At 51.3% G+C, this 23,127-nt stretch carries 20 protein-coding genes; 6 read left to right on the top strand and 14 right to left on the bottom strand.

All coding sequences use genetic code 11. The annotated features are described in order from the left end of the window. Positions 1 to 34: 34 nt before the first annotated feature. On the bottom strand, positions 35 to 1,474 hold the full coding sequence (mdtQ, locus tag VH187_RS03910; protein ID WP_329700163.1) for a multidrug resistance outer membrane protein MdtQ: 1,440 nt from the start codon (positions 1,472 to 1,474) through the stop codon (positions 35 to 37). Positions 1,475 to 1,701: 227 nt separating this feature from the next. On the opposite strand from mdtQ, the gene VH187_RS03915 reads away from it, so the two are divergent. Beyond that, positions 1,702 to 2,436 (top strand): class I SAM-dependent methyltransferase, encoded by a 735-nt coding sequence (locus VH187_RS03915; RefSeq protein WP_329700164.1) that lies wholly within the window; start codon positions 1,702 to 1,704, stop codon positions 2,434 to 2,436. Between the two features lie 2 nt (positions 2,437 to 2,438). Here the strand turns inward: VH187_RS03915 and dusC are convergent, their stop codons facing one another. Then, on the bottom strand, positions 2,439 to 3,383 hold the full coding sequence (gene dusC, locus VH187_RS03920) for a tRNA dihydrouridine(16) synthase DusC (RefSeq protein WP_329700165.1): 945 nt from the start codon (positions 3,381 to 3,383) through the stop codon (positions 2,439 to 2,441). A gap of 222 nt (positions 3,384 to 3,605) precedes the next feature. Between dusC and VH187_RS03925 the strand changes: the two genes are divergently transcribed. The 4 genes from VH187_RS03925 (at position 3,606) to sanA (ending at position 6,558) form a co-directional block, all read left to right on the top strand. Next, complete coding sequence (locus tag VH187_RS03925) at positions 3,606 to 4,007, top strand: CidA/LrgA family protein (protein ID WP_329700166.1); 402 nt, start codon at positions 3,606 to 3,608, stop codon at positions 4,005 to 4,007. Continuing rightward, positions 4,004 to 4,699 carry a CidB/LrgB family autolysis modulator gene (locus VH187_RS03930; RefSeq protein WP_329700167.1) on the top strand — a complete coding sequence of 232 codons (696 nt, stop codon included), beginning with the start codon at positions 4,004 to 4,006 and terminating at the stop codon, positions 4,697 to 4,699. Before VH187_RS03925 ends, VH187_RS03930 begins: the two co-directional genes overlap by 4 nt. 124 nt (positions 4,700 to 4,823) lie before the next feature. Next, positions 4,824 to 5,708, top strand: coding sequence for a cytidine deaminase (gene cdd, locus VH187_RS03935; protein ID WP_329700168.1), 885 nt, complete (start codon positions 4,824 to 4,826; stop codon positions 5,706 to 5,708). A gap of 124 nt (positions 5,709 to 5,832) precedes the next feature. Continuing rightward, positions 5,833 to 6,558, top strand: coding sequence for an outer membrane permeability protein SanA (gene sanA / locus VH187_RS03940; RefSeq protein ID WP_329700169.1), 726 nt, complete (start codon positions 5,833 to 5,835; stop codon positions 6,556 to 6,558). Here sanA and VH187_RS03945 read toward each other — a convergent pair. From VH187_RS03945 to VH187_RS03995, 11 genes are all read right to left on the bottom strand, one after another. Then, on the bottom strand, positions 6,555 to 7,871 hold the full coding sequence (locus VH187_RS03945; protein WP_329700170.1) for an IS1/IS1595 family N-terminal zinc-binding domain-containing protein: 1,317 nt from the start codon (positions 7,869 to 7,871) through the stop codon (positions 6,555 to 6,557). The two genes, sanA and VH187_RS03945, sit on opposite strands and share 4 nt — an antisense overlap. Positions 7,872 to 7,894: 23 nt before the next feature. Continuing rightward, on the bottom strand, positions 7,895 to 9,097 hold the full coding sequence (locus VH187_RS03950; RefSeq protein ID WP_329700171.1) for an anaerobic sulfatase maturase: 1,203 nt from the start codon (positions 9,095 to 9,097) through the stop codon (positions 7,895 to 7,897). 1 nt (position 9,098) lies between these two features. After that, positions 9,099 to 10,607: a sulfatase family protein gene (locus VH187_RS03955; RefSeq protein ID WP_329700172.1), complete on the bottom strand. Its 1,509-nt coding sequence runs from the start codon at positions 10,605 to 10,607 to the stop codon at positions 9,099 to 9,101. Between the two features lie 19 nt (positions 10,608 to 10,626). Next, positions 10,627 to 11,415, bottom strand: coding sequence for an outer membrane protein OmpK (locus tag VH187_RS03960; RefSeq protein ID WP_329700173.1), 789 nt, complete (start codon positions 11,413 to 11,415; stop codon positions 10,627 to 10,629). A gap of 294 nt (positions 11,416 to 11,709) precedes the next feature. Beyond that, positions 11,710 to 12,720, bottom strand: a complete 1,011-nt coding sequence (gene mglC, locus VH187_RS03965) for a galactose/methyl galactoside ABC transporter permease MglC (RefSeq protein ID WP_329700174.1) — start codon at positions 12,718 to 12,720, stop codon at positions 11,710 to 11,712. A gap of 15 nt (positions 12,721 to 12,735) precedes the next feature. Continuing rightward, positions 12,736 to 14,256, bottom strand: a complete 1,521-nt coding sequence (gene mglA, locus VH187_RS03970; RefSeq protein ID WP_329700175.1) for a galactose/methyl galactoside ABC transporter ATP-binding protein MglA — start codon at positions 14,254 to 14,256, stop codon at positions 12,736 to 12,738. 99 nt (positions 14,257 to 14,355) lie between these two features. Further along, positions 14,356 to 15,354 carry a galactose/glucose ABC transporter substrate-binding protein MglB gene (gene mglB, locus VH187_RS03975; RefSeq protein ID WP_329700176.1) on the bottom strand — a complete coding sequence of 333 codons (999 nt, stop codon included), beginning with the start codon at positions 15,352 to 15,354 and terminating at the stop codon, positions 14,356 to 14,358. A 285-nt stretch (positions 15,355 to 15,639) separates the two neighbouring features. Next, positions 15,640 to 16,665 carry an HTH-type transcriptional regulator GalS gene (gene galS, locus VH187_RS03980; protein ID WP_329700177.1) on the bottom strand — a complete coding sequence of 342 codons (1,026 nt, stop codon included), beginning with the start codon at positions 16,663 to 16,665 and terminating at the stop codon, positions 15,640 to 15,642. Positions 16,666 to 16,820: 155 nt separating this feature from the next. Continuing rightward, entirely contained in the window at positions 16,821 to 17,978 is a 1,158-nt protein-coding gene (gene yeiB, locus VH187_RS03985) for a DUF418 domain-containing protein YeiB (RefSeq protein WP_329700178.1), read from the bottom strand. An 18-nt stretch (positions 17,979 to 17,996) separates the two neighbouring features. Further along, positions 17,997 to 18,662 (bottom strand): GTP cyclohydrolase I FolE, encoded by a 666-nt coding sequence (gene folE, locus VH187_RS03990; RefSeq protein WP_329700179.1) that lies wholly within the window; start codon positions 18,660 to 18,662, stop codon positions 17,997 to 17,999. 101 nt (positions 18,663 to 18,763) lie between these two features. Next, entirely contained in the window at positions 18,764 to 19,912 is a 1,149-nt protein-coding gene (locus VH187_RS03995; RefSeq protein WP_329700180.1) for a YbfB/YjiJ family MFS transporter, read from the bottom strand. Positions 19,913 to 20,050: 138 nt separating this feature from the next. Between VH187_RS03995 and fghA the strand changes: the two genes are divergently transcribed. After that, a complete protein-coding gene (fghA, locus tag VH187_RS04000; RefSeq protein ID WP_329700181.1) occupies positions 20,051 to 20,887 on the top strand; it encodes an S-formylglutathione hydrolase in 837 nt (278 codons plus the stop codon). A 92-nt stretch (positions 20,888 to 20,979) separates the two neighbouring features. Here the strand turns inward: fghA and cirA are convergent, their stop codons facing one another. Beyond that, on the bottom strand, positions 20,980 to 22,944 hold the full coding sequence (gene cirA / locus VH187_RS04005; RefSeq protein ID WP_329700182.1) for a catecholate siderophore receptor CirA: 1,965 nt from the start codon (positions 22,942 to 22,944) through the stop codon (positions 20,980 to 20,982). Positions 22,945 to 23,127: the final 183 nt, after the last annotated feature.

The following is a 23,127-nucleotide window of genomic DNA, read 5'->3' on the forward strand; positions in this document are numbered from 1 at the left end:
GGAGGTAAGTATAGGAAAGGAAGCCGGAGGGAGATTATTTTCCGGTGTAGTGGTAGCCACCGCCGAGTGCGGAAGTCAATTGAATGCTGGCATCCACCCATTGGCCCTGAAGGCGCAAGGAACCGATTTGTTCCTTCAATGACGGCAGTTTCGCCAGGCTCACCTGAGAACCCGACAGAATACCGGCAGACAGACGCGCCTGTGCCTGCTGCACAACGCGATCAGAATCTTTCAGCACCTGCTGCTGTTGCTGGTTTTTCTCCATCAGCGTTTCCACCTGGCTTGCGGTTTTCGCAACCTGATTCACCGCATCGACAACGGCTTTGTTGTAGTTCGCGACCGACAAGTCACGCTGCGCATCGGCAATATCCAGGTTGGCATTCAAACGGCCGCTGTCGAAAATTGGCAACGTTAAACCGGCTGTCACGCCCATCTGCTGTGCAGAACTGCGGAACAAATCGCTGAGGTGTAACGCATCCTGTTGCAAGAAGCCCATGATATTGATATCCGGGTAGAACGCTGCTTTCGCCGCATCCACTTCGCTCATGGACGACTGAATGTACCAGTTCGCTTCCTGGAGATCAGGGCGACGGGCCAGCAGTTCGTAACCAAGAGAAGCTGGCATCTGCGTTTTCACCGCCGGGAGTGCAACCGGATGCAGTGATAACGCGCTGCTCTGACTGTTGGTCAGCGCCATCAGACGGGCTTCAATCTCTTTCATGTTGCCCGCGACTTCGGTCAACTGCTGATCGGTCTTGCTGACGTTGATGTCGTTTTCAGCGCCTTCCACAGAAGAAGTGATGCCATGTGAATACAGGGCTTTATCGACAGAAATAATGCTGTTCTGCTCGTTTTTCACCTGCTCAAGCACCTGCTTGATGGCGGCTTCGGTCTGCCACTGCCAGTACAAACGTGCGACGCCGCTCGCCAGTACCTGACGGGTTTGCGCCAGCTCGGCAGATTTGGCTTTCACCATCCCGATACGTGATTGCACCAGCGCCCTGTTTTTGCCCCACAGGTCAAGATCCCAACCGGCGGTCAAACCAATCGTTCCGTTGGTGTACCACGGCCCGGTCATGCCGTCATCGTCAGTCGCAAACGGCCCCATTAGGCCTTCTGCAGACATTTTTTGGCGTTCAACGTTTGCGCCGAAATCGACTTCCGGGCCAAGCTGCGATTGCGCCATATGCGCCTGGGCTTCAGCCAGTTTGATGCGCTGCTGCGCGACCTGCATGTCAGGTGCATTGCTCAATGCGTTGGTGATTAAATTGTTCAACTGAGGATCGTGATAATCCTGCCACCAGGTGCTCTGCGGCCAGCCATTTTGCAAGGCGGTAGGCAGAGAATTATCCACATGGGAAGCCGGTAATTGCTGTTTTGCAGGCGCGGCAGTGTCATGAGATGGCGCGCAGCCAGCCAGGACGGCAGCCAGCGGAAGACTGAGCATTGCAGCGACAAGTGCAGTACGTTTCATATTGGAAGTCTGTTTTCGGAATGAAGGTGCATTTTATTACGAAAATGCGGGACGGTGTTTAGGAAAGCGTGGCACTGGATAAAAAGCAATAGCCAGACATATCCCGATAATGTTCTCCATAGTATTTGCATAAACAATGAAATGCGCGAACACATTCTTATTTAAAATAGAATTGTTTCAGGATCGGTATAATCACCTGGTCAGCGACGCTCAGTTCAGGAGGATGAATGAGCCAAAACATCTACGATAATGCGCAATTTTTTGCCGGATACGCCACCCTTGATCGCTCGGTAAAAGGACTGGATGGCGCACCGGAATGGCCTGCGTTGCAATGCTTGCTGCCTGATATTCAGGATAAACAAATTATTGATTTAGGCTGTGGCTACGGCTGGTTTTGCCGTTGGGCGCAACAGCAAGGCGCGGCGCATATCTTGGGGCTGGATGTCTCCGAAAAGATGCTGGAACGTGCACGTGAGATGACGACGGGAAACGGGATAGACTATCAACATGCTGACCTGGAAACGCTCAAGCTGCCGTCAGAAAATATTGATCTAGCCTACAGTTCGCTGGCGCTGCATTACCTGCAAAATATTGATGGTCTGTTTGCCACGCTGTTTCAGGCACTGAAACCCGGCGGGAAACTGGTGTTTTCTGCCGAGCATCCGATCTACACCGCTACGCTGAAACAGGGATGGATAAACCACGTTGATGGGCAAAAATGCTGGCCGGTTGACCACTATCAGCAGGAAGGCGAACGCCTCAGCAACTGGTTTGCCGAGGGTGTCAAGAAACAACATCGTAAACTGGCGACCTGGATTAACGCGCTAATAGCCGCAGGTTTTGTGATTGAACAGCTTGATGAGTGGGGGCCGAGCGACGACCAAATTGCCGCTAACCCGGCACTCAGCGAAGAGAAAGAGCGCCCGATGCTATTTCTGTTGAGCGCTCGTAAGCCGGGTTGATATCAGCGATTCTGTGCGTATTTCTCAATTGCATCGGCGATGGAAACGGAATCCTGTAACGTGCGGATGGTGGTGAAGAGCGTCGTGGCTTCGTCATATTCTTTACGCAGATAGCCGAGCCACTGTTTGATGCGCGCCACGTGATACAACCCGGTATCGCCCTGCTTTTCGAGGCGGCTGTATTTGCGCAGCAGTTCGGTCACATCGGCCCACTGCATGCGCGGTTCGTTGTATTTCACGACCCGGCTTAAGTTAGGAATGTTCAGCGCGCCGCGCCCAATCATCACCGAATCACAGCCCGTCGCCGCCATGCAATTCTGCGCACTTTGCCAGTCCCAGATTTCGCCGTTCGCGATAACCGGGATCGACAGCCGACGGCGAATATCACCAATCGCCTGCCAGTCGATGCGGTCGGCTTTATAGCCATCGTCTTTGGTGCGCCCGTGAACCACCAGCTCGGTAGCACCCGCCTGCTGAACGGCATCGGCGATTTCAAACTGACGGTCGCTGCTGTCCCAACCGAGACGCACTTTTACCGTCACCGGCAAATGCGCGGGCACGGCTTCACGCATCGCTTTTGCACCGCGATATATCAGATCCGGATCTTTTAACAGCGTCGCCCCGCCGCCGCTACCGTTCACCACTTTCGACGGACAGCCACAGTTGAGATCAACGCCCCACGAGCCGAGTTCCACCGCACGCGCGGCATTTTCCGCGAGCCATTGCGGATGCTGACCCAACAATTGAACGCGCACCGGTGTGCCGGACGATGTGCGGCTGTGGTTTAACAGCTCCGGGCACAAGCGCTGGAACGATTTCACTGGCAGCAGTTGGTCCACCACCCGTAGAAATTCGGTGATGCAAAGATCGTAATCATTCACTTCGGTGAGAAGCCCACGCACCAGTGAATCGAGCACGCCTTCCATCGGCGCCAGCAGAACACGCATATCAGTATCCGGAGAAAAAAGAGGCGCTATGGTAGCGTTGTTGTCGCCCGGTTTGAAGCCCCCTGTGTACTACACTGAAAGCCATAGATTTCTGCTCCTTTTTGGCGGTTTGCCCAGGGTGCCAAAAAGGAATAATTTGTATGCTCAGAATTCATGATGTGACCGGTAGCACATTCCAGGGTTTAATTGTATGATGAATGCGTTTCATCAAGGGCTATGACCATGAGCAAAACACTGAATATCCTCTGGCAGTATCTGCGTGCTTTCGTACTGATTTACGCTTGTCTGTACGCCGGCATTTTTCTCGCTTCGCTATTACCGATCACCATTCCCGGCAGTATTATCGGGATGCTTATTCTGTTCGTGCTGTTGGCGCTGCAAATTCTGCCCGCTAAATGGGTGAACCCTGGCTGCTACGTGCTGATCCGTTATATGGCGCTGCTGTTCGTGCCGATTGGTGTGGGGGTGATGCAGTATGTTGATGTGCTACGCGCGCAGTTTGGCCCAGTGGTGGTGTCCTGTGCTGTCAGTACGCTGATTGTCCTGCTGGTGGTCAGCTGGAGTTCACACATCGTACACGGTGAACGTAAAGTGATCGGTCAGAAAGGAGCGGATAATAAATGATGCATTATATCTGGTGGTCTCTGCCGTTAACGCTCGCCGTCTTCTTTGCCGCCCGTAAACTTGCCGCTCGCTTTAAATTTCCGCTGCTGAATCCGTTGTTAGTCGCGATGGTGGTGATCATTCCTATTCTGCTGCTGACCGGTATTCCCTACGATCACTATTTCCAGGGCAGTAAAGTGCTTAATGATTTACTGCAACCCGCGGTGGTGGCGCTCGCCTATCCGCTGTACGAACAACTGCACCAGATCCGCGCCCGCTGGAAATCCATTATCACTATCTGCTTTATTGGCAGCGTGGTGGCAATGGTCACCGGCACGACCGTGGCACTGTTAATGGGGGCGACGCCTGAAATCGCCGCGTCGGTTTTACCGAAATCCGTCACCACCCCGATTGCAATGGCGGTAGGCGGCAGCATCGGCGGCATTCCGGCGATCAGCGCCGTGTGTGTGATTTTCGTCGGTATTCTTGGCGCGGTATTTGGTCATACATTATTGAACCTGATGCGCATTGATACCAAAGCTGCGCGTGGCCTGGCGATGGGGACTGCGTCACATGCCCTTGGCACTTCGCGCTGTGCAGAACTCGATTATCAGGAAGGGGCATTCAGCTCTCTGGCGCTGGTTATCTGCGGGATCATCACATCCCTGCTGGCACCATTCCTGTTCCCGGTGATTCTGGCGATCGTGGGATAACGCGATGCGTCACACAATTTTCGTTTAACTTTCATAAGTTGCATGGAAAATCAGATCTATGTCACATATCAAACAGTAGCAGGTCCGTACACTACGATCCCTTAACCTGTAATGAGGCATTGCCATGCATCCACGTTTTCAATCTGCTTTCCCGCAACTCAGTGCAGAACTGCAATCAGCCCTGGCTCCAATGCTGGCTGACGTGCATTTCCCCGCAATGCTGAGCGCAGGGCAAGTCTCCACGCTGAAATCAGCCACTGGACTGGACGAAGACGCGCTGGCTTTCGCGCTGTTGCCACTGGCCGCTGCCTGCGCCCGCGCGGATCTCTCGCATTTCAACGTCGGCGCTATCGCCCGTGGTGTGAGCGGAACCTGGTATTTCGGCGGTAATATGGAATTTATTGGCGCCACCATGCAGCAAACCGTTCACGCAGAACAAAGTGCCATCAGCCACGCCTGGCTTCGCGGTGAACAAGCGCTGAAAGCAATCACCGTGAACTACACGCCGTGCGGCCATTGCCGTCAATTTATGAATGAGCTGAACAGCGGTCTTGAACTGCAAATCAATCTGCCAGGCCGTGAGATGCATACCCTGAAAGATTATCTGCCGGACGCGTTTGGCCCGAAAGATTTGGACATCAAAACGCTGCTGATGGATGCGCAGGATCACGGCTATCCGCTGGAAGGCGACGAACTGACGCAGGCCGCCATTAAAGCCGCGAATAAATGCCATGCGCCGTACAGCCAATCGCCGTCAGGTGTTGCGCTGGAATTATGCGACGGCACGATTTTCGCTGGCAGCTATGCCGAGAACGCCGCGTTCAACCCGACGCTGCCCCCGTTGCAGGGCGCACTGAACCTGCTGAGTCTCAACGGCTACGACTATCCTGATATTCAGCGTGCGATATTGGCAGAACGCGCCGATGCGCCGCTGATTCAGTGGGATGCCACTGCGGCGACCCTGAAAGCGCTGGGCTGTCAGAACATCGATCGCGTGCTGTTAGCCTGATTTCACTGTGCGGGCCAAATGGCCCGCATTGCTGAAAATCCCCCCAATTAAACTACTGTTTCTTGCTCTTCCCCCGCCGGTACAGTAGCCTGAGTGAATATTCTTCCGCCATCGAGTCAAGTCAATGTTAAAGCGCGTGTTATACAGCCTGTTAGTCCTGATCGGCCTGCTGCTGTTGACCGTACTCGGACTCGACCGCTGGATGAGCTGGAAAACCGCCCCGTATATCTACGATGAACTGCAGGATTTACCCTACCGCCAGGTTGGCGTGGTGCTCGGCACCGCCAAGTATTATCGCACCGGGGTTATCAATCAGTATTATCGCTACCGCATCCAGGGCGCGCTGAACGCCTATAACAGTGGCAAGGTGAATTACCTGCTGCTGAGCGGCGACAATGCGCTGCAAAGCTATAACGAACCGATGACCATGCGGAAAGATTTAATTGCTGGCGGCGTTGATCCGGCTGATATCGTGCTCGATTACGCGGGTTTCCGCACACTGGATTCGATTGTCCGGACCCGTAAAGTGTTCGACACCAACGACTTTATCATCATCACCCAACGCTTTCATTGCGAACGCGCGCTGTTCATCGCTCTGCATATGGGCATTCAGGCACAATGCTATGCCGTGCCGTCGCCGAAGGACATGTGGAACGTTCGCGTGCGTGAATTTGGCGCACGTTTTGGCGCACTCGCTGACCTCTATCTGTTCAAGCGTGAGCCGCGCTTCCTTGGCCCACTAGTGCCCATCCCTTCTCAATATGAAGTTCCGGAAGATGCGCAGGGTTATCCTGCGGTGACACCAGATCAATTGCTGGAATTGCAGACATCCGGCAAGCACGCGCCTTAATGACAGGCAAATGGAGTCGGCAAAGGTAGGCAACCGGTACGGAAAGGCACATCCATATTGGTGAAACGAAGGTTATATTCAAGCAACAGAAACTCAAGTAAATCGTTTATACGGGCGGGTGAATGGTGAGTTAGCCTCGGGTAATAGGGATGATGCTGAACAAAGCGAATGAATGATTGTGCGGGCTCAAGTGTTGCGTCCAGTGCGCGTCGCCTCCCCTGAGATCCCGTCAGGCTGCAAACGGCTAAATTGTAGTTTGGCTGAGAATAATAATACCAGGCATCATTCCAGATAATATCCGAGGTGAACATTTCTGTACGGCCTGATTTAATCGTATTACTCACGCCTTGTTCATAGACAAATGAAATATGGCAATTCCCATTCAATACACCGTCTACATTTGCCATTAAACACCCGCCATAAATAAAACACTCATGCTCCAGATAATGGCGTACTGACAGAACATCTCGACCGGTAAGGTCCTTCACCAACTCAAAGTGGCGATAAGCCGCCAGTACCGGCTTAACCATAATACCACCGTCATTTTTCTTCACCTGAGCGGCACCGTACTGAGCGTCAAAATAGAGCTTACGGCGGCTCATCAGGCGATCTTTCGCAAAGACCCTTAATATCATATTTTTCCCGCTGCAGACTTCCTCTTCACCCATGTTGTAGTGAAACACCTCAGGAATTTCATTGGCATGAGGGGCATAATTGGTTGAAACCGCAATAACCCGATTACTTTTCTTGTCTGCGCTGACAATGACATAAAGACGGTTAGACGAAGCATTAAAATTGAGGAAAAATACCGCAGTTGATAATTCAACTTCATGAGAAAGTGGGATGAATTGGGACTGAACAAGGCGGCAGTGAAAAGCCATTTTCGACAAATCTCGGCCTAACCGGGTATTGTTATAATTTCTCTCGCCGCAATTCGCTGTTAATGATTCACCTCGTTGAATATGTTCTCCCAGAGTTATCAATCGTGATGACGCAGGTTCAGAATAATACTGGCTGAACGTAACCTGACAGTCACCACACCTGACTCTTTGCACGCCATTTCTCGTGTAACCATGCCGGACCAGGGCCTTCCCATCGCCACAGGCAGGACAGAGGGAGATAAGCCCTTGATAGCCTTTATTGACCTGTTTTTTAAACGAATTCAACGCATGCTCACCGATCACCGGAAAATAAAAACCACATTCAAGACAAAGGACACGCTGTCCTTGCTGTTGATAAGACGGACTATTAAGCACGCCCAGATTTTTACATCCATAGGTCTTACAACAGTTAACATTCCTCTGTTTAAACATCCGGACCTCAGCTCAGATGGAAGTCAGGCAAGAAGATTTTTGATTTCACTGGGCGATATTCCACGCTCCCAAAGCGATTTCATCATCAGCATATAAGGCTCGACATAGTGGAAAAATGACTGATAGCCGGAACAAAAATAATTGATTTTTCCACTGCCCGCTGCCGCCGGAACAAAACGGTGCTTTGGACACCCGCCAAAACAAGCAAATTTAAATCGGCACTTCTGGCATTCATGCGCTAAATCCCGGCTTTTGTTTGCTGCAAAATCCGCATTTTCTGGCCGGTTTACTATTTCTTCAATGCTTACACGGTGAATATTACCTGCTTTGTATTGCGGGTAAACATAGTGATCGCACTGATAGATATCCCCGTTCATTTCCAAAGCAAGAGCCGTTCCACATTGCTCTGCAAAAATACACATTTGCGCGGGCATTTGGCACCAGACGGCAAAGAGATGTTCAAAAAACTGGATGCCCACTTCACCAATATCATGTCTGACCCAACGGTAGAAGATCGTTTTCATAAACTTCCCGAAATCCTCCGCTGTGATTGACTGTGAGGAGACTCTCGCCGACGCCTCAAAATCCGGCGGAGCCCAGGTAAAACCGCTCGTGCATCCCGCAGCCACCTCGCGTTCCAGCAATGGAATAAACTGCATATCACGGCTGCCAATTTTCTTAAGATATTGATAAAGTCGCAGCGGATCTTTTACGTTAACATCGTGGAGTACAGTTAACGTATTAAAGGCAATTCCGTACTCCACCAATTTATCGATGGCTTTGATGACTTGTTGATGTGTCGGTCTTCCCGCCTGCGTTTTCCTGTAGCAGTCATGAAATTCTTCATCACCATCAATTGATATTCCAATCAGGAAATCATTATCACGGAAAAAACGACACCATTTATCATTAATCAGAAGGCCATTGGTTTGCAGAGTATTAATAATCCGCTTCCCTCTGGCGTGTGTTTTTTGTAATGCGCAAGCACGCAAATAGAAATCAATACCCGCTAACAGCGGCTCCCCACCTTGCCATGCAAACACAACGTCATTAGTGGGCTGGGCATCAATCTGATATTGAACATAGAGCGCCAACGTTTCGTCATCCATACAAACCGTGTTACGAGAAGGATACAGATGTGCCTTTTCGAGATAGAAGCAATACTCACAATTAAGATTGCACAACGATCCCGTTGGCTTAGCCATGACATGGCAGCTCTTTTTCATATTAATTCCAGTCTACCGGTTCTGGTTTTTCACCACGTGCGGACATCAGAGAGTCATGCTCAATACTATTTTTATATTTCTCAAAATCAGCACGAAGGACTTTTCGGACGTCAGGATTTTTACCGATGAGGTTGTTAACTTCTCCAGTATCATGTTTCATATCATAGAGATATTTAGGGTTCCCCTCACGATCAATAATCATTTTCCAGTCGCCTTCTCGTATAGCCCACATATCCACAGGATCATCCTGATAAGGCATATCGATAGCCCAAATCAGCGGTTTAGTCCGGGATATTGTTTTTCCTTCAAGCACCGGCTCAATGGACTCCCCATCAATCACGCGATCAGTGGGTAATGGAAAATGAAGCATCTGAGCAAGTGTCGGCAAAACATCCAGACCCGTAACCGGCGTATCGCTCACGCTACCCGCCTTAATATGATGCGGGTACTTGATAATGGCAGGTACACGAATCCCGCCATCCCATAAATTATCTTTACGTCCGCGCAGTCCGCCCGTTTCTCCCGCCATATTGAGTTCATACCATTTTCTGGCTTCACGCGTTACGGGGCCATTATCACTGGTGAACAAGATAATAGTATTATCTTCCTGCCCCATTTCTTTGACTTTTTTCAGGATTTTACCCACCTGTTCATCAAGGAAACTGATGTTTGCGTAGTACTCTCCTGTGCCACGCCAGGGCTTATCCGCCCAATCGGCATAAAACAGCGTTTGATTTTTTTTCTCATACTCGCTCATATATTTTTCATACAGATCGAGATATTTTTTGGGTGAAGCCAAAGGCGTATGCACTTCGGTAAATGCGACATACATAAAGAATGGGTTATTGTCTTTACGCTCTGAAAGCCAATGTAGCGCTTCATCACTGACTAACTCACCGCTGTATTTTTTCACCGTACCAATAGGTTGGCCGTTGCGGTAAAAACCATTGGGATAGACAACCCCATAGCGTGGCCTTTCTTTGGCCTTATCCAGATCGCTGGTGACGAAGCCTGCCGCGTTGACCAGCGAATAATCGAACCCCATATCTTTTGCCTGAGGCTGATCGGTCCTGTCCGCACCTGCGTTGAGATGAAGTTTACCCATCATCGCGGTGTCATAACCTTGATCTTTCAAATAGTTTGCGATGGTCTTTTCATTTCGACCTAAGGCAACATTCTTGCCCATCGGGATCCACGACCGGATCCCTGTTCTGAATGGAGAACGGCCTGTGAGAAAGCCTGCACGGGAAGGTGAACAAAGGGGTGAGGGAGCGTAATATTGGGTAAATCGCATCCCTTCATTTGCCAAAGCATCAAGATTGGGGGTTTGTACAATGGGGTGTCCATAACTACCAAGATCACCATAGCCAAGATCGTCGGCCATAATCACAATCACATTCGCTTGCTTAGCCGTACCTTGCAATTCTGCACTCATTGATTGGCTAGCGTGTAAAAAAGATGAACTACAAAGTAGACCTGTGACCAGGGCAGACAATACTTTCTTTTGCATAATCTCTCTCCTCGTAATATTAAAATTCATAACCCAGCATATAAATCATTTGATCACCAAAACCGTCATAACCAAGTTTATTATCGAAATAACGCCAGGTGATACTGGTTTTCAAATGAGGGTAGAATTTCCAGGTTAAGGTGAGGCCACCGTTTATACCATTCGATCCATGCTGTTGTTCAGCGTAGGCATCATTGCGGTCAAATTCGAATTCGTGCCAATCAGATAAAACAAAATTCTCTTTCCATAGAGAGAAGAAATAAGCTGTGGTCCAGCCAACGACATAACCATTCCGGCCACTGGCACTTTTGCCACCTAAGCTCTGTGATTTATAATCTGAAGATTCGTTATGAAATGCGACATAAGGTTTGAAATATCCTGATTTCCCGCTCCAGCCCAGATAGCCGAGCCCATATAACATATCCAGATCGTCGCTCCATTGGTTATCGAACTGACCATAGAGTTTTCCCATAAAGCTGAAATTCGAGCTCAACAGGCGAATATGTGTTTGTGCCGACAGGACATAGTTTTGCCCTTCAATATCGTGATTAAGGACATTGTTTTCATAAAAGGAATAGAACTCGGCTTTATCAAAAGTAGCGCCAAAGTCTGCAGTTAACTTCCAGACTTCACCACGATGAACATTTTCAAAACCACTATTCCAGTTGGCGTATCCTGCATTCAATGATCCAAATGCATTTTTCAGGTTCAATTCAAGGGCATTGGCATGATGGCAATAGGATAATAAAAATATTGCTAACGCAGAAACAGGGAAGACGTTATTTATTTTACAGGGCATGGCTGACATCTATGACTCCCTAATATTAATAATGTGTCCTTTTAACGCAGGCAGTTTAATGGCAGCAAAACAAAGGGAGTGTGATAACAATCACATCAGACAGGCAAAGCGTTCAGAGTCACAGAAAGTGTTGTTTTTCATTTGCTAAGTTATTGATACTAAAAAAATTGCAAATAAAATATAAATGAAATAATCATTTTACCTACCAACGTAATATTTTGGGATGTCCCTCTATTACCACTCTATTCAAAACAAAAAACCCGCCGTTCACACGGCGGGTTTTTATCGCTGCTACACGACAGATTACTTCTTACGGGCATACTTCAGGGAATCAAGCGCAACGGCGAAGATAATGATCGCGCCCTTGATAATGTACTGCCAGTACGGGTTTACGCCGATGTAGGTCAGGCCGTAGTTGATAACGGTGAAGATGATAACACCGGTCACTACGCCAATAACGGTTCCCACACCGCCGCTGAATGACACCCCGCCGACTACGCAGGCGGCGATTGCATCCAGTTCGTACATAAAGCCGAGGTTGTTGGTTGCGGAGCCGATACGCCCTGCTTCCAGCATCCCGCCGAAGGCGTAGAACACACCAGACAGCGCATAAATCATCAGCAAGTTCAGTGCAACGTTCACGCCTGATACGCGGGCCGCATCCGGGTTACCACCGATAGCGAAGATGTTTTTACCGAAGCGGGTTTTGTTCCACAGCACCCAGACAAACCCGGTGGCGATTAACGCATAGAAGGTGATGTAGGAAAGACGGAACGTGCCCAGCGCAATAAATCCTTGGGTAAACGTCGAGAAGTGCGAATCGAAGCCGGATACCGGTGATGCCCCTACAAAGTCGTAGTACAGGGAGTTGATACCGTACACGATAATCATCGTACCGAGCGTGGTGATAAACGGCGTCACGTTCAGATAAGCGATGATAATCCCGTTCACCAGACCAATCACCGCACCGATAGCACAGACAATCAGCAGCACCAGCGGGATCGGCAGCGTCGCCAGATCCGGGAACACTTTGTTCGCATTATCAACAGATTGTAATAACGTCGCCGCGATAACCGCAGCCAGACCCACCTGACGACCAGCGGAAAGGTCAGTACCCTGAGTCACAATCAACCCGGCCACGCCGAGGGCGATAATAATACGCACGGAAGACTGAGTAAGAATGTTACTTAAGTTCAGCAGGCTTAGGAATGTCGGGTCCTGGAAAATAATAATGGCCAGTAATACTAAAAGAACGACGTAAATACCGCCCTCTTTCAGATAAGTGAGAAAACTTTTTTTATTTAACGCACTCATGAGGAGCCCCTGATCTTAAAGGTGCAAAGACGCAAGACGTAAAATTTCGTTCTGCGTAGTCGTTTTAGTGTCAACAATACCGGCAACCAGACCATTACTCATAACAAGAATTCGGTCGGTGATCCCCAGCAGTTCTGGCATTTCAGAAGAGATAATAATGATCCCCTTCTCTCTTTTGGCAAGCTCCGCAATCAGCTGATAAATTTCAAACTTGGCCCCTACGTCTATACCGCGCGTCGGTTCATCAAGCATTAAAATTTCCGGCTGCGTTAGCAACCAGCGCCCGATAATAACCTTTTGCTGGTTACCACCCGAAAGCGAGCCGATCTGCGTACGATGACCTGGGGTTTTTACACGCATAGAATCAATAACCCATTGGGTATCGCTTTTCATACGCGAATTATCCAGCAGGCCGACTTTGCCACGGTATTTCTTCATATTCGAAATCAGCGAGTTAAAGCCGATATCAAGATACGCGTAAATACCGGTAGAACGACGTTCTTCGGTGACCAGGGCAAAACCATGGTTAATCGCTTCGTTGGCGCTGTGGTTATTAATCTTCTTCCCGTGCAGGGTAATTGTGCCGCCTGATTTTTCGCGGATGCCAAACAGAGTTTCCACGATATCAGTACGTTTAGCCCCTACCAGACCCGCGATGCCGAGAATTTCACCTTTACGAAGATCAAAGGAGATATCGCGAATCGACGGCTGGCGCAACGACGTCAGGTTACGCACTTCAAGAATGGTCTCACCCGGCGTGTTGTGCTTTTCCGGGAAGCGCTGCGTTAATGAACGGCCGACCATCATCGAGATGATCTTATCCATATCCAGCCCTTCCAGCGGCTGAGTGGCAATCCACTGTCCGTCACGCAGGATGGTAATTTCATCGCACAGCTGGAATATTTCTTCCATTTTGTGTGAGATATAAACAATACCGCAGCCACGTTCTTTCAGCTTACGGATAATTTTAAACAGATGATTGACCTCTTTTTCCGTTAAGGAAGACGTCGGTTCATCCATAATGACAATTTTAGCGTCATAGGAAAACGCTTTTGCAATTTCGATCATCTGCATCTGCGAGACGGATAACGTCCCCACGCGGGCGCGCGGATCGATATCTATATCCAGTTCATCGAAAATCGCTTTGGTGTCGTTGTACATTTTGTCTTGATCGACAAACACACCTTTGGTCGGATAACGCCCCAACCACATGTTGTCCATTACCGAGCGCTGGAGAACCAGGTTTAACTCCTGGTGCACCATTGAAATACCGTTTTCCAGTGCTTCTTTGGCGGAATGGAAATCTATTTCTTTACCCTGAAAAATAATACTACCGGAATCTTTTTGATAGATCCCAAACAAACATTTTAATAATGTCGATTTACCCGCACCGTTCTCTCCCATCAATGCGTGAATGGAATGCGGACGGACTTTCAAATTAACATTATCGAGCGCTTTGACGCCGGGGAATGACTTGTTGATATTACTCATTTCCAACAAGAATTCGCCTGACGATTCTGTTTTATTGCTGACCATAGTTAACCCTGGCTGCGCGAATGTTTTCCCGTGCTGACCATCCAGCACGGGAGATATTTCATTGACTACGTAACGGGCGCGGCAAGCGCGCCAGAAATATTACTTACCGATGAACTGATCCAGGTTGTCTTTATCAACGCCAACGTAAGGAACACGAACCACTTTGTTTTCGATTTTCCAGTTGGTGCCCGCTGCAGCTTCTTTGCCATCAGCCAGGTTTTTCGCCAGATCGAAGGTGGCTTTCGCCTGGTTGTTCGCATCGTTCAGCACGGTCCCGGCCATTGCACCGGATTTCACCAGCGCCAATGCTTCTGGCAGCGCATCCACACCAAATACTGGAATGCTGGATTTGTTGTGTGCTTTCAGCGCTTCTACTGCACCCATTGCCATCGCATCGTTGTTGGCGATAACCACTTCGATTTTGTTAGCGTTAGGACCGGACAGCCATGCGTCCATTTTGTCTTTCGCCTGAGCGGTATCCCACATTGCGGTATCCAGCTGCAGCTGCTGAGTTTTCAGACCCTTCGCGTTCAGCTCTTTGATAACGTAAGTGGTACGTGCTTCAGCATCCGGGTGACCCGGCTCGCCTTTCAGCAGCACGAACTGAACCTGACCATCTTTGTTCAGATCCCAATTTGGGTTTGCTGCCCAGTGTTTCGCAATCAGGTCACCCTGAATCACGCCAGACTCTTTAGAGTCAGTACCGACGTAGAAGGCTTTGTCATAGCTGTCCAGCGCTTTGCGGGACGGCTCTTTGTTGAAGAACACCACCGGCACGTTCTGACCACGTGCTTTTTCGATTACGGTGCCTGCCGCAGCCGGGTCAACGAGGTTGATGGCCAGCGCTTTCACGCCTTTCGCCAGCAGCACGTCGATCTGGTCGTTCTGTTTTGACTGGTCGTTCTGCGAGTCATTCATCAGCAGCTGAACGTCAGGGGCCGCTTTGCCGTCTTTCTCAATCGCTTTGCGCACCACAGACATGAAGTTATCGTCGTATTTGTAGATAGTTACGCCGATACGGGTATCAGCTGCGTGAGCAGCAGCGCCGAACAACATGCAAGACATCACAGCGGACAGGGTTAACACCTTCTTATTCATGGTATCTCCGGTTATTTTTATGCAGGGTAGCTTTTTTATCGGCAGGCACAACGTTATGAAATTGTTACTGACCGCCGAAGTTAAAATTATCAAAAACCCTCTTCCGTGATCGGTAACGCTCCAGACGTGCGTAAAATTGATTGCTTAGCGCTCTAATGCACAAGTAAAAGTGATTAATCACCGTTACATAGTGTTTCAGCCTTACAAACGCTGACATCATAGTCACGCGAATGTTAAGATACTGTGAATTTACTCACAAATTGAAAGCGGTTACATCACGGCACTTTATAAGTTAGTGATCGACCCCACAGATTGCTTCACTGCCACCGAATGACGACGCACTAATGTCGGCATAAAACAGTGCGTTGCTGTCGCATCCAGTTTCCCCGCGGCCCCCATCAATGCCAGCTCTGTTGCCAGTTTAGCCATGGAAACGATCGGATAGCGCACCGTCGTCAATTGCGGATCGGTGTAACGGGCAATGGGAATATCATCGAAACCAATGAGTGACAGATGCTGCGGCACCGCAATGCCATTGTCTTTTAACGTCGTTAATGCACCCGCCGCCATGTTGTCGTTGTAGGCAAACACCGCCGTCAGCCCCTGATTGCGCCCCAACAGCTCTACCATTGCCGCTTCGCCCCCCTGCAAATCCGGGGAACCTGTACCAATCCACGATTCCGGCGCGACGATGCCATGCTCACTCATCGCCCGTAGCCATCCTTCGTGTCGCATCTGGTTATCTTCAATTTGGTGACTGGACGCCAGATAGCCGACGCGCGTATGCCCTTGATTGAGCAACATCCGCGTCGCCATCATTGCGCCACTGACGTTATCCAACCCCACGCAACGATGTTCGTAACCCGGCACAATGCGGTTGATCAGCACCATTCCGGGGATCTGTTGCAGGAATTCACTGATTTCTGCGTCGCTCAATGCTTTGGAATGCACAATCAGCGCATTGCAGCGCTGACGTATTAACACCTCAATGGCATTTCGTTCCTTTTCGGCTTCGTGATAGCTGTTACCAATCAGCACGTTTTTCTGGAACTGTTGAGCAACCGTATCGACGGCTTTCACCAACGCGCCAAAAAACGCATCGGACACGTCCATCACCACCACACCGATGGTATCGCTGACCTGCGTCGCTAATGCCTGGGCGTTGGCGTTGGGCCGATAGCCCAATTCCGAAACGGATTTCATCACCACTTCGCGGGTTTCAGGACTGACAAGCGGACTGTTATTCAGCACGCGGGAAATGGTCGCGACGGAAACACCCGCGTGGCGGGCTACATCACGAATGGTGATCATAACCACCGTCCTGTTGAAAATGGCAGCAACTCACAGTCACCCCCTGTGTTGAGCAAGGTGGCTATTCTGGCAGCGACGCGGCGGGGACTACGTGAAGGAGGTCACACTGATGAAAACGGTTACATCCATTTTGTTAATGATTGTGATCCAGATCGTTATCTGGATGTATTAGAAATGGATACCCCTGCGGCGCGTGCGGTCAACTGCCGCCATAGCCATTCCACCGGTCCCTGACGACAGAAACGCAGCCAGAAAACGGAAAACAAAATATTCACCAGCCAGATAGCGGGGACAAAGGCGAGCAGCGTGAGACGGTCGAATTTCATAAACAAATCAAACCGATAGAAAAGCGTGGTGCAGATAAGAGTTTGCAGCAGATAGTTAGAAAGGGCCATGCGACCGACACAGGCCACGGCCCCCACCAGCCTAGATGAGCAGATTTGTGGCCAAAAGCCATAGGCCAGCGCAGCATAGCCGATAGTCTGAAACGGGGCGCTTAATTCACGCGGAGCCTGTAACAAGAACGCACACCAGCGATAAGACCAGGCGAAATGCCACTGCGCAATCACCGCGGGCAGATTAATCAGCACGCCAATCGTTATCAATAACGCGCCGACGCGACGATAATGAGAGAGGCTAAATTGACCTTTCAGCCAGCCGCTGCGCATCAACGCCGCGCCCATTAACATCATTCCCGCCAATTGCCATCCGTACTGCGCCCCAAGCGCCAGCAGATTATCGGACAGCATGTCCGCACGGTTGCTGATCGCCTCCATGCCGCCTTTTGACTTCCAGAACTGTTCATATTGCAGATTAGCCGGGTCCGGCACCCATGAACGGTTTGGCGCATCGCCGGTAATCAGCCCGATAAACACCAGCACCGCAATGCCAATCAGGTACAACACCACACCGGTATTGAACATCGATTTAACGCTATGCGCTTCCCGCACCATTCGCCAGCACACCAGCCCAACCAGCGCATAAGCCAGCAGAATATCGCCATCCCACAGCAGCAAGCCGTGGGCGAAGCCGAGTAAAGCGAGTAATGACAAGCGAGACTGGATCCAGCGTTTACCGCGTGGCAGCAAGAGTTGCAGGCCTGCGCCAAAAAGTAATGCGAATAATGTCAGGAATTTTACCTGCGCAAACAGGTCGAGAACGGCCCACGTCCAGGCATCGCGGCGTGTAATTTCACCGTACCAGGCAGGATTAAGATAGGCCGCCTTCGGCAAACCAAAGGCGGCAATATTGAGCAGCAGGATCCCTAAAATAGCAACGCCGCGAACAAAATCCAGCGTGACGTTTCGCTCCATTAAGTACCTGCTTTTTAATCAGTTGTGGTGACGCACGGCGCGCAGGAATTCCTGGCGGGTGTTCTGGCTGGACTTAAACAGGCCGCCGAGTGACGTGGTGGTCGTGGCGCTGGTCGCGTCACGTACGCCGCGTGCTTTCACACAGTAATGCACGGCATCAATGGACACTGCCACGTTATTCGTGCCAAGCAGCGTCTGTAGCGCTGTAAGGATCTGCTGTGTCAGACGTTCCTGCACCTGTGGGCGTTGGGCGAAGAACCGCACGATGCGGTTGATTTTCGAAAGACCGATCACGGTATCTTTCGGAATATAAGCCACGGTCGCTTTGCCATCGATGGTTACGAAATGGTGCTCACAGGTGCTGGTCATCGAAATATCACGCACCGTGACCATTTCATCAACCTGCATTTTGTTTTCAATGACGGTAATTTTCGGGAAATTGGCGTAATCGAGACCGGAGAAAATTTCGTCGACGTACATCTTGGCGATACGATGCGGCGTCTCCGTCAGGCTGTCATCGCTGAGATCGAGGTTGAGCAGCTGCATAATTTCGGTCATATGACCCGCAATCAGGCGCTTACGTGACTCTTTATCCATATCAACAGGTGGACGCAGCGGTGTTTCCAGGCCACGCGCTAACAGCGCCTCATGAACCAGGGCGGCTTCTTTACTCAGTGATGACATTTTTGTTCTCCTGCAGGTGTGGCGACCTTTGCACTCTGAGGGCAAAGTGAACACTCATTGTGCGTGAGGCCGCGCACAGAATCCAGTATGCGCGGCGATAATTATTGAAATTGGCTTAACCTTTCTTGCGGTGAACGCCAGACCAGCGCGCCTGCGATCAACAGCGCCACCGCCGCCACGCCGAGAGCCGGTTCAAGGCGCTGTGTCAGCCAGGTCGAAAGCGCCGAGGTCATCGGCCCGACTAACTGACCCACAGCATAGCCCGTGGTCAGTAAACCAGCCATATACCGGGTATGCTGCGGTGCAAGTTCGCGTCCGTACAACAATGAAAGTTGTACCGCGCACAGAAAACCGCCGCCGACCAGTAACGCACCAATGACTAATCCGCTCATCCCCGGCACCAGCCAGGCCGACATCACGCCTGCGCCCTGTAACCACAGCACAATTGCCAGCCGTTGATAACTGTGGCCCACGCCACGCAGCAAAATGCTCAGCCCGATCCCGACGACTGCCGCTGCGCCAAACACAGGCCAAAGAAACTGAGCAAACAGGCTACCAGGAAATCGCGCGGCGGCCATTTGCGATAAAAACGTCGCAGGCAGAATGTAGCCAAAACCTGCCAGACTGTAGCTCCAGACCAGACGTTTGAGAGGACTCGTTAAATGAAGCGGTTCAGGCTGACCGCCCGGCCGATGGAAATCACCGGGACGTGGCAGCCAACGGGAAACAAAAGCGATCAGCACTAGCGCTAACAAGCCATAGAGCAGCCAGCCCGCAGAGGCACTCAACTGCTGCGAATGAATGTAAACCGCTAACAGACCGCTCAGCGCAATGCCGGCTCCCGGCCCGGCAAAAACAGCGGCACTCAGGCCCGGACGACCGGCGTGCGCCAGCCGTTCGTTCGTCCATGCAGCGGTTAGCACCATCGCCCAACCGCTCATCGCGCCAATCACCAACCGCAGCAGGCCGTGTAGCCAGGCGCTATCCGCCCACGCAGAAAGAAACGTCAACGTCACGGCACCAAGTACGCCGGCATACAAGCGCCCTTCCACACCGCGGTGCGCGCGCATCGCATCCCACGCCCCCAACAGATAGCCAAGGTAGTTCATCGCCGCCACCAGCCCGGCGCTGGTCAGGGTAAGTTGTCCGTCCAGGATCATCAGCGGCACCTGAGGCGTAAAAGCAAAGCGCCCTATCCCCATTGCCACCACCAGCATGACAAAACCACTCAGCGCGGTACGTAGCGCCATGTTCATCTCACATGTTAATGTAAAGTTATGTTTATGATGCAGCATGTAACTGCAATGCGGAAGTGAAAGTTACTCATCGCCGCGCATGATCTGTATGATGTAACAGAACATTTTCAATCACTCATCCGGGAGCCTGGCATGGAACTGCTCGAAGAGCACCGTTGTTTTGAAGGCTGGCAGCAACGCTGGCGGCACGACGCCACAACGCTGAACTGCGCCATGACGTTCAGCATTTTTCTGCCGCCGCCGCGCGATAACACCCCGCCGCCTGTGGTGTACTGGTTATCAGGCTTAACCTGTAACGACGAAAACTTTGCCACTAAAGCGGGCGCCCAACGCGTCGCCGCAGAACTGGGCATTGTGCTGGTCATGCCCGACACCAGCCCACGTGGTGATAACATCGCCGACGATGAGAACTACGATCTCGGCAAAGGCGCGGGATTCTATCTCAACGCCACACAAGCGCCGTGGGCCGCGCATTACCGCATGTATGACTACATTCGCGACGAACTGCCTGCATTGATTCAGTCTCAGTTTAACGTCAGCGAACGCAGCGCGATTTCCGGGCACTCAATGGGTGGACACGGCGCACTGATTCTGGCGTTGAAAAATCCGGGCAAATACACCAGCGTTTCGGCCTTCGCTCCGATCGTCAATCCAAGCCGTGTTCCGTGGGGCCAAAAAGCGTTTAGCGCCTATCTCGGCGATGACAAAGCGTCGTGGGCAGAATGGGACAGCTGCGCGCTGATGCTCAACAGTGACGCCAAAAGTGCCATTCCGACGTTAATCGATCAGGGCGACACCGATCAGTTCCTGGCCGATCAGTTACAACCGGCGGTGTTAGCCGAAGCCGCTCGTCAGACTCAGTGGCCTTTGACGCTGCGTATTCAGTCCGGCTTCGACCACAGTTATTGGTTTATCGCGTCCTTTATTGAAGATCATCTGCGCTTCCATGCGCAGCATTTGTTGAAGTAAGTGTCGCGTTACCCCGGCGGCGCGTTGCTTGCCGGGGCTACACATCACAAACACGGTCGGGCGAAGCCGCCACCGGGAACTCCCTCAACGCATCAGAAGCGGTAATCCACCGCCACAAAGTAACGACGTCCATCTTCGTTGTAACTGTAATCATCGCGGCTGAGATCTTTATCGGTCAGGTTCATCACCCCCGCACGCAGCTTCACGTTTTTGGTGGTCTGCCACGCGCCGCCAGCATTCCAGATAACATACCCACCCGGTGTTGCTGCAGCCGTCGTCAATGCGCGTTGCTCACCGCTGTAGTTCGCCTTCACGTAGAACGACCAGTCCTGCGTTGCCTGCCAGTCAACCACGCCGTTTGCGGTATGGAACGGCAGCTCGGACAGCGGTTTATCGCCGCCGTTACTGAGATCACGCCCGTCGTTGTAGGTGTAATTCAGCGTCACTTTCCAGTCTTCCGCCAACGGGAATTTCAGCTCCGTCTCGATGCCGCGAATACGCGCTTTGTTGACGTTGTAATAGCGGAAAATTGGCTCGCCGTCGGCATTCAGCCCCACATAGTTCGGGTAATCCTGTGCCTGATTGACATTAGAGGTGCGGCTAATGCTGATCCGGTCATCCACGTCATTCTGGAAGGTGGTGATGCTGCCCTGTACGCCTTCCAGCCAGCCCTCTTCCCCGGCGTAATAAATGCCAAGTTCATAGCTTTCGCTGGTCTCAGGTTTCAGGTCTGGACTACCGACGATTTCACATGCCCCACGGCAGGAACCGGTGGTCCAGTCCGGGCTGAGTTGCAGGAGTGATGGCGCTTTGAACGCATTCGCCCAGCCGCCTTTTACGGTAATGGTATCGGTCGCGGTATACACCAGATAGGCACGTGGGCTCCAGTGATCGCCATAGGTTTCGTGGTCATCCATTCGCACGCCAGTGGTCAACGCCAGCGGCTCAAAGATTCGCCATTCGTCTTCAATAAACAACGCGTACTGGCTGGCTGAGGTATTACCGCTGCCCTGTAAATTCACCGGGTCTTTCAGTTTATCGTGACGCCATTCGCCACCAACGGTCAGCAACTGGTTAACTGGGCTTAACGGCAGCACGTATTTACCGTCAATGGAATTGCTTTCGGAAGTGATAACGCCTGCCTGCTCCGGATTTTTGTTATCCACTTTTTCGCCGTAGAACTTTAATTCACTGTTGCCCACATCCCAGCGGCCATTGTGGCTTAAAGAGTAGTTCTGGCGCTCAAGGCGGTTTTTATCGAGCGAGTCGGAGTCGCGGTCCTGGCGGTCAAAGCCGTAACCGGCGGTGAAATCGTGGTTGTCGTTCGGCGTCCACGCGAACTCTACGTTGCCGTCGCGGCTGGTGTAGCCTTCGATGCGCGGCGATTCGCCGGTACTGGCTGTCGACGATTTTTGCTGTTCGTCTTTTTCGCGTTTCGACAAATTGCCATAGGCTTTCATGCCCAGCACGCCGTCAATCAATGGGCCGCTGGTGAAGAACTGTCCGTTGTAAGTATCACCGCGATCGCGATGTTCCTGAATCGTGGTATCAGCCGTCAGTGAGCCATGCCACTTCTGGCCGATTTTTTTGGTGATGATGTTGACCACCCCACCCAACGCATCGGAACCGTACAACGATGACATCGGCCCACGCACCACTTCAATGCGTTCGATGGCATCCACCGGGATCCAGTTGAGGTCAAAATCGTTATGACGGAACACAGCGTTGCGTGAGTTGACGCGCTTGCCATCAACCAGAATCAGCGTGTAGCTGCTGTCGAGGCCACGCAGGCTCACGCCCTTACGGTTGTCCCCTTCGTTGGTGAGCTGCACACCCGGGACATCCTGCAAAACATCTTTCAGATTCTGCACCGGACGGCGCTGAAGATCCTGCTGGGTAATCACGCTGATACTGGCGGGAGCATCTTTGACGCTCTGTTCCGTCGCCGCAGCGGTAACGACCATCGTTTCAGCGTCACTTGCGGCCACGACTGGCAGTGACAGCGTGAATGCGGATGCACACAACCCGCCCCGAACAAGAGGATTTAACCTGAACATTCCATTTCTCCATGAGATAAAAACAACAACCAAAAGCTGATCCCACCCGCCTGTTGCGACGTGCGTAAAGGTAATGTTTTTTTAGAGATGTGGCTGGTCACCCTGGTCCGGTAGCGTCCTCGGACAAGATGGGGGAGTGGCTTCATCCTGAAAGTACGTTGATGATAAAGAGAATGATAACAA

The organism is Scandinavium sp. (genome assembly GCF_036271055.1).
Taxonomy (GTDB): Bacteria; Pseudomonadota; Gammaproteobacteria; order Enterobacterales; family Enterobacteriaceae; genus Scandinavium.

Coding starts and splice junctions, on each gene's coding strand:
- mglC (WP_329700174.1), bottom strand. CDS start 12,720: ATGAGTGCGTTAAATAAAAAAAGTTTTCTCACTTATCTGAAAGAGGGC.
- VH187_RS03995 (WP_329700180.1), bottom strand. CDS start 19,912: ATGGCGCTACGTACCGCGCTGAGTGGTTTTGTCATGCTGGTGGTGGCA.
- galS (WP_329700177.1), bottom strand. CDS start 16,665: ATGATCACCATTCGTGATGTAGCCCGCCACGCGGGTGTTTCCGTCGCG.
- VH187_RS03955 (WP_329700172.1), bottom strand. CDS start 10,607: ATGCAAAAGAAAGTATTGTCTGCCCTGGTCACAGGTCTACTTTGTAGT.
- VH187_RS03930 (WP_329700167.1), top strand. CDS start 4,004: ATGATGCATTATATCTGGTGGTCTCTGCCGTTAACGCTCGCCGTCTTC.
- VH187_RS03915 (WP_329700164.1), top strand. CDS start 1,702: ATGAGCCAAAACATCTACGATAATGCGCAATTTTTTGCCGGATACGCC.
- sanA (WP_329700169.1), top strand. CDS start 5,833: ATGTTAAAGCGCGTGTTATACAGCCTGTTAGTCCTGATCGGCCTGCTG.
- mglA (WP_329700175.1), bottom strand. CDS start 14,256: ATGGTCAGCAATAAAACAGAATCGTCAGGCGAATTCTTGTTGGAAATG.
- cdd (WP_329700168.1), top strand. CDS start 4,824: ATGCATCCACGTTTTCAATCTGCTTTCCCGCAACTCAGTGCAGAACTG.
- fghA (WP_329700181.1), top strand. CDS start 20,051: ATGGAACTGCTCGAAGAGCACCGTTGTTTTGAAGGCTGGCAGCAACGC.
- VH187_RS03945 (WP_329700170.1), bottom strand. CDS start 7,871: ATGTTTAAACAGAGGAATGTTAACTGTTGTAAGACCTATGGATGTAAA.
- VH187_RS03925 (WP_329700166.1), top strand. CDS start 3,606: ATGAGCAAAACACTGAATATCCTCTGGCAGTATCTGCGTGCTTTCGTA.
- VH187_RS03950 (WP_329700171.1), bottom strand. CDS start 9,097: ATGAAAAAGAGCTGCCATGTCATGGCTAAGCCAACGGGATCGTTGTGC.
- folE (WP_329700179.1), bottom strand. CDS start 18,662: ATGTCATCACTGAGTAAAGAAGCCGCCCTGGTTCATGAGGCGCTGTTA.
- yeiB (WP_329700178.1), bottom strand. CDS start 17,978: ATGGAGCGAAACGTCACGCTGGATTTTGTTCGCGGCGTTGCTATTTTA.
- mdtQ (WP_329700163.1), bottom strand. CDS start 1,474: ATGAAACGTACTGCACTTGTCGCTGCAATGCTCAGTCTTCCGCTGGCT.
- mglB (WP_329700176.1), bottom strand. CDS start 15,354: ATGAATAAGAAGGTGTTAACCCTGTCCGCTGTGATGTCTTGCATGTTG.
- dusC (WP_329700165.1), bottom strand. CDS start 3,383: ATGCGTGTTCTGCTGGCGCCGATGGAAGGCGTGCTCGATTCACTGGTG.
- cirA (WP_329700182.1), bottom strand. CDS start 22,944: ATGTTCAGGTTAAATCCTCTTGTTCGGGGCGGGTTGTGTGCATCCGCA.
- VH187_RS03960 (WP_329700173.1), bottom strand. CDS start 11,415: ATGTCAGCCATGCCCTGTAAAATAAATAACGTCTTCCCTGTTTCTGCG.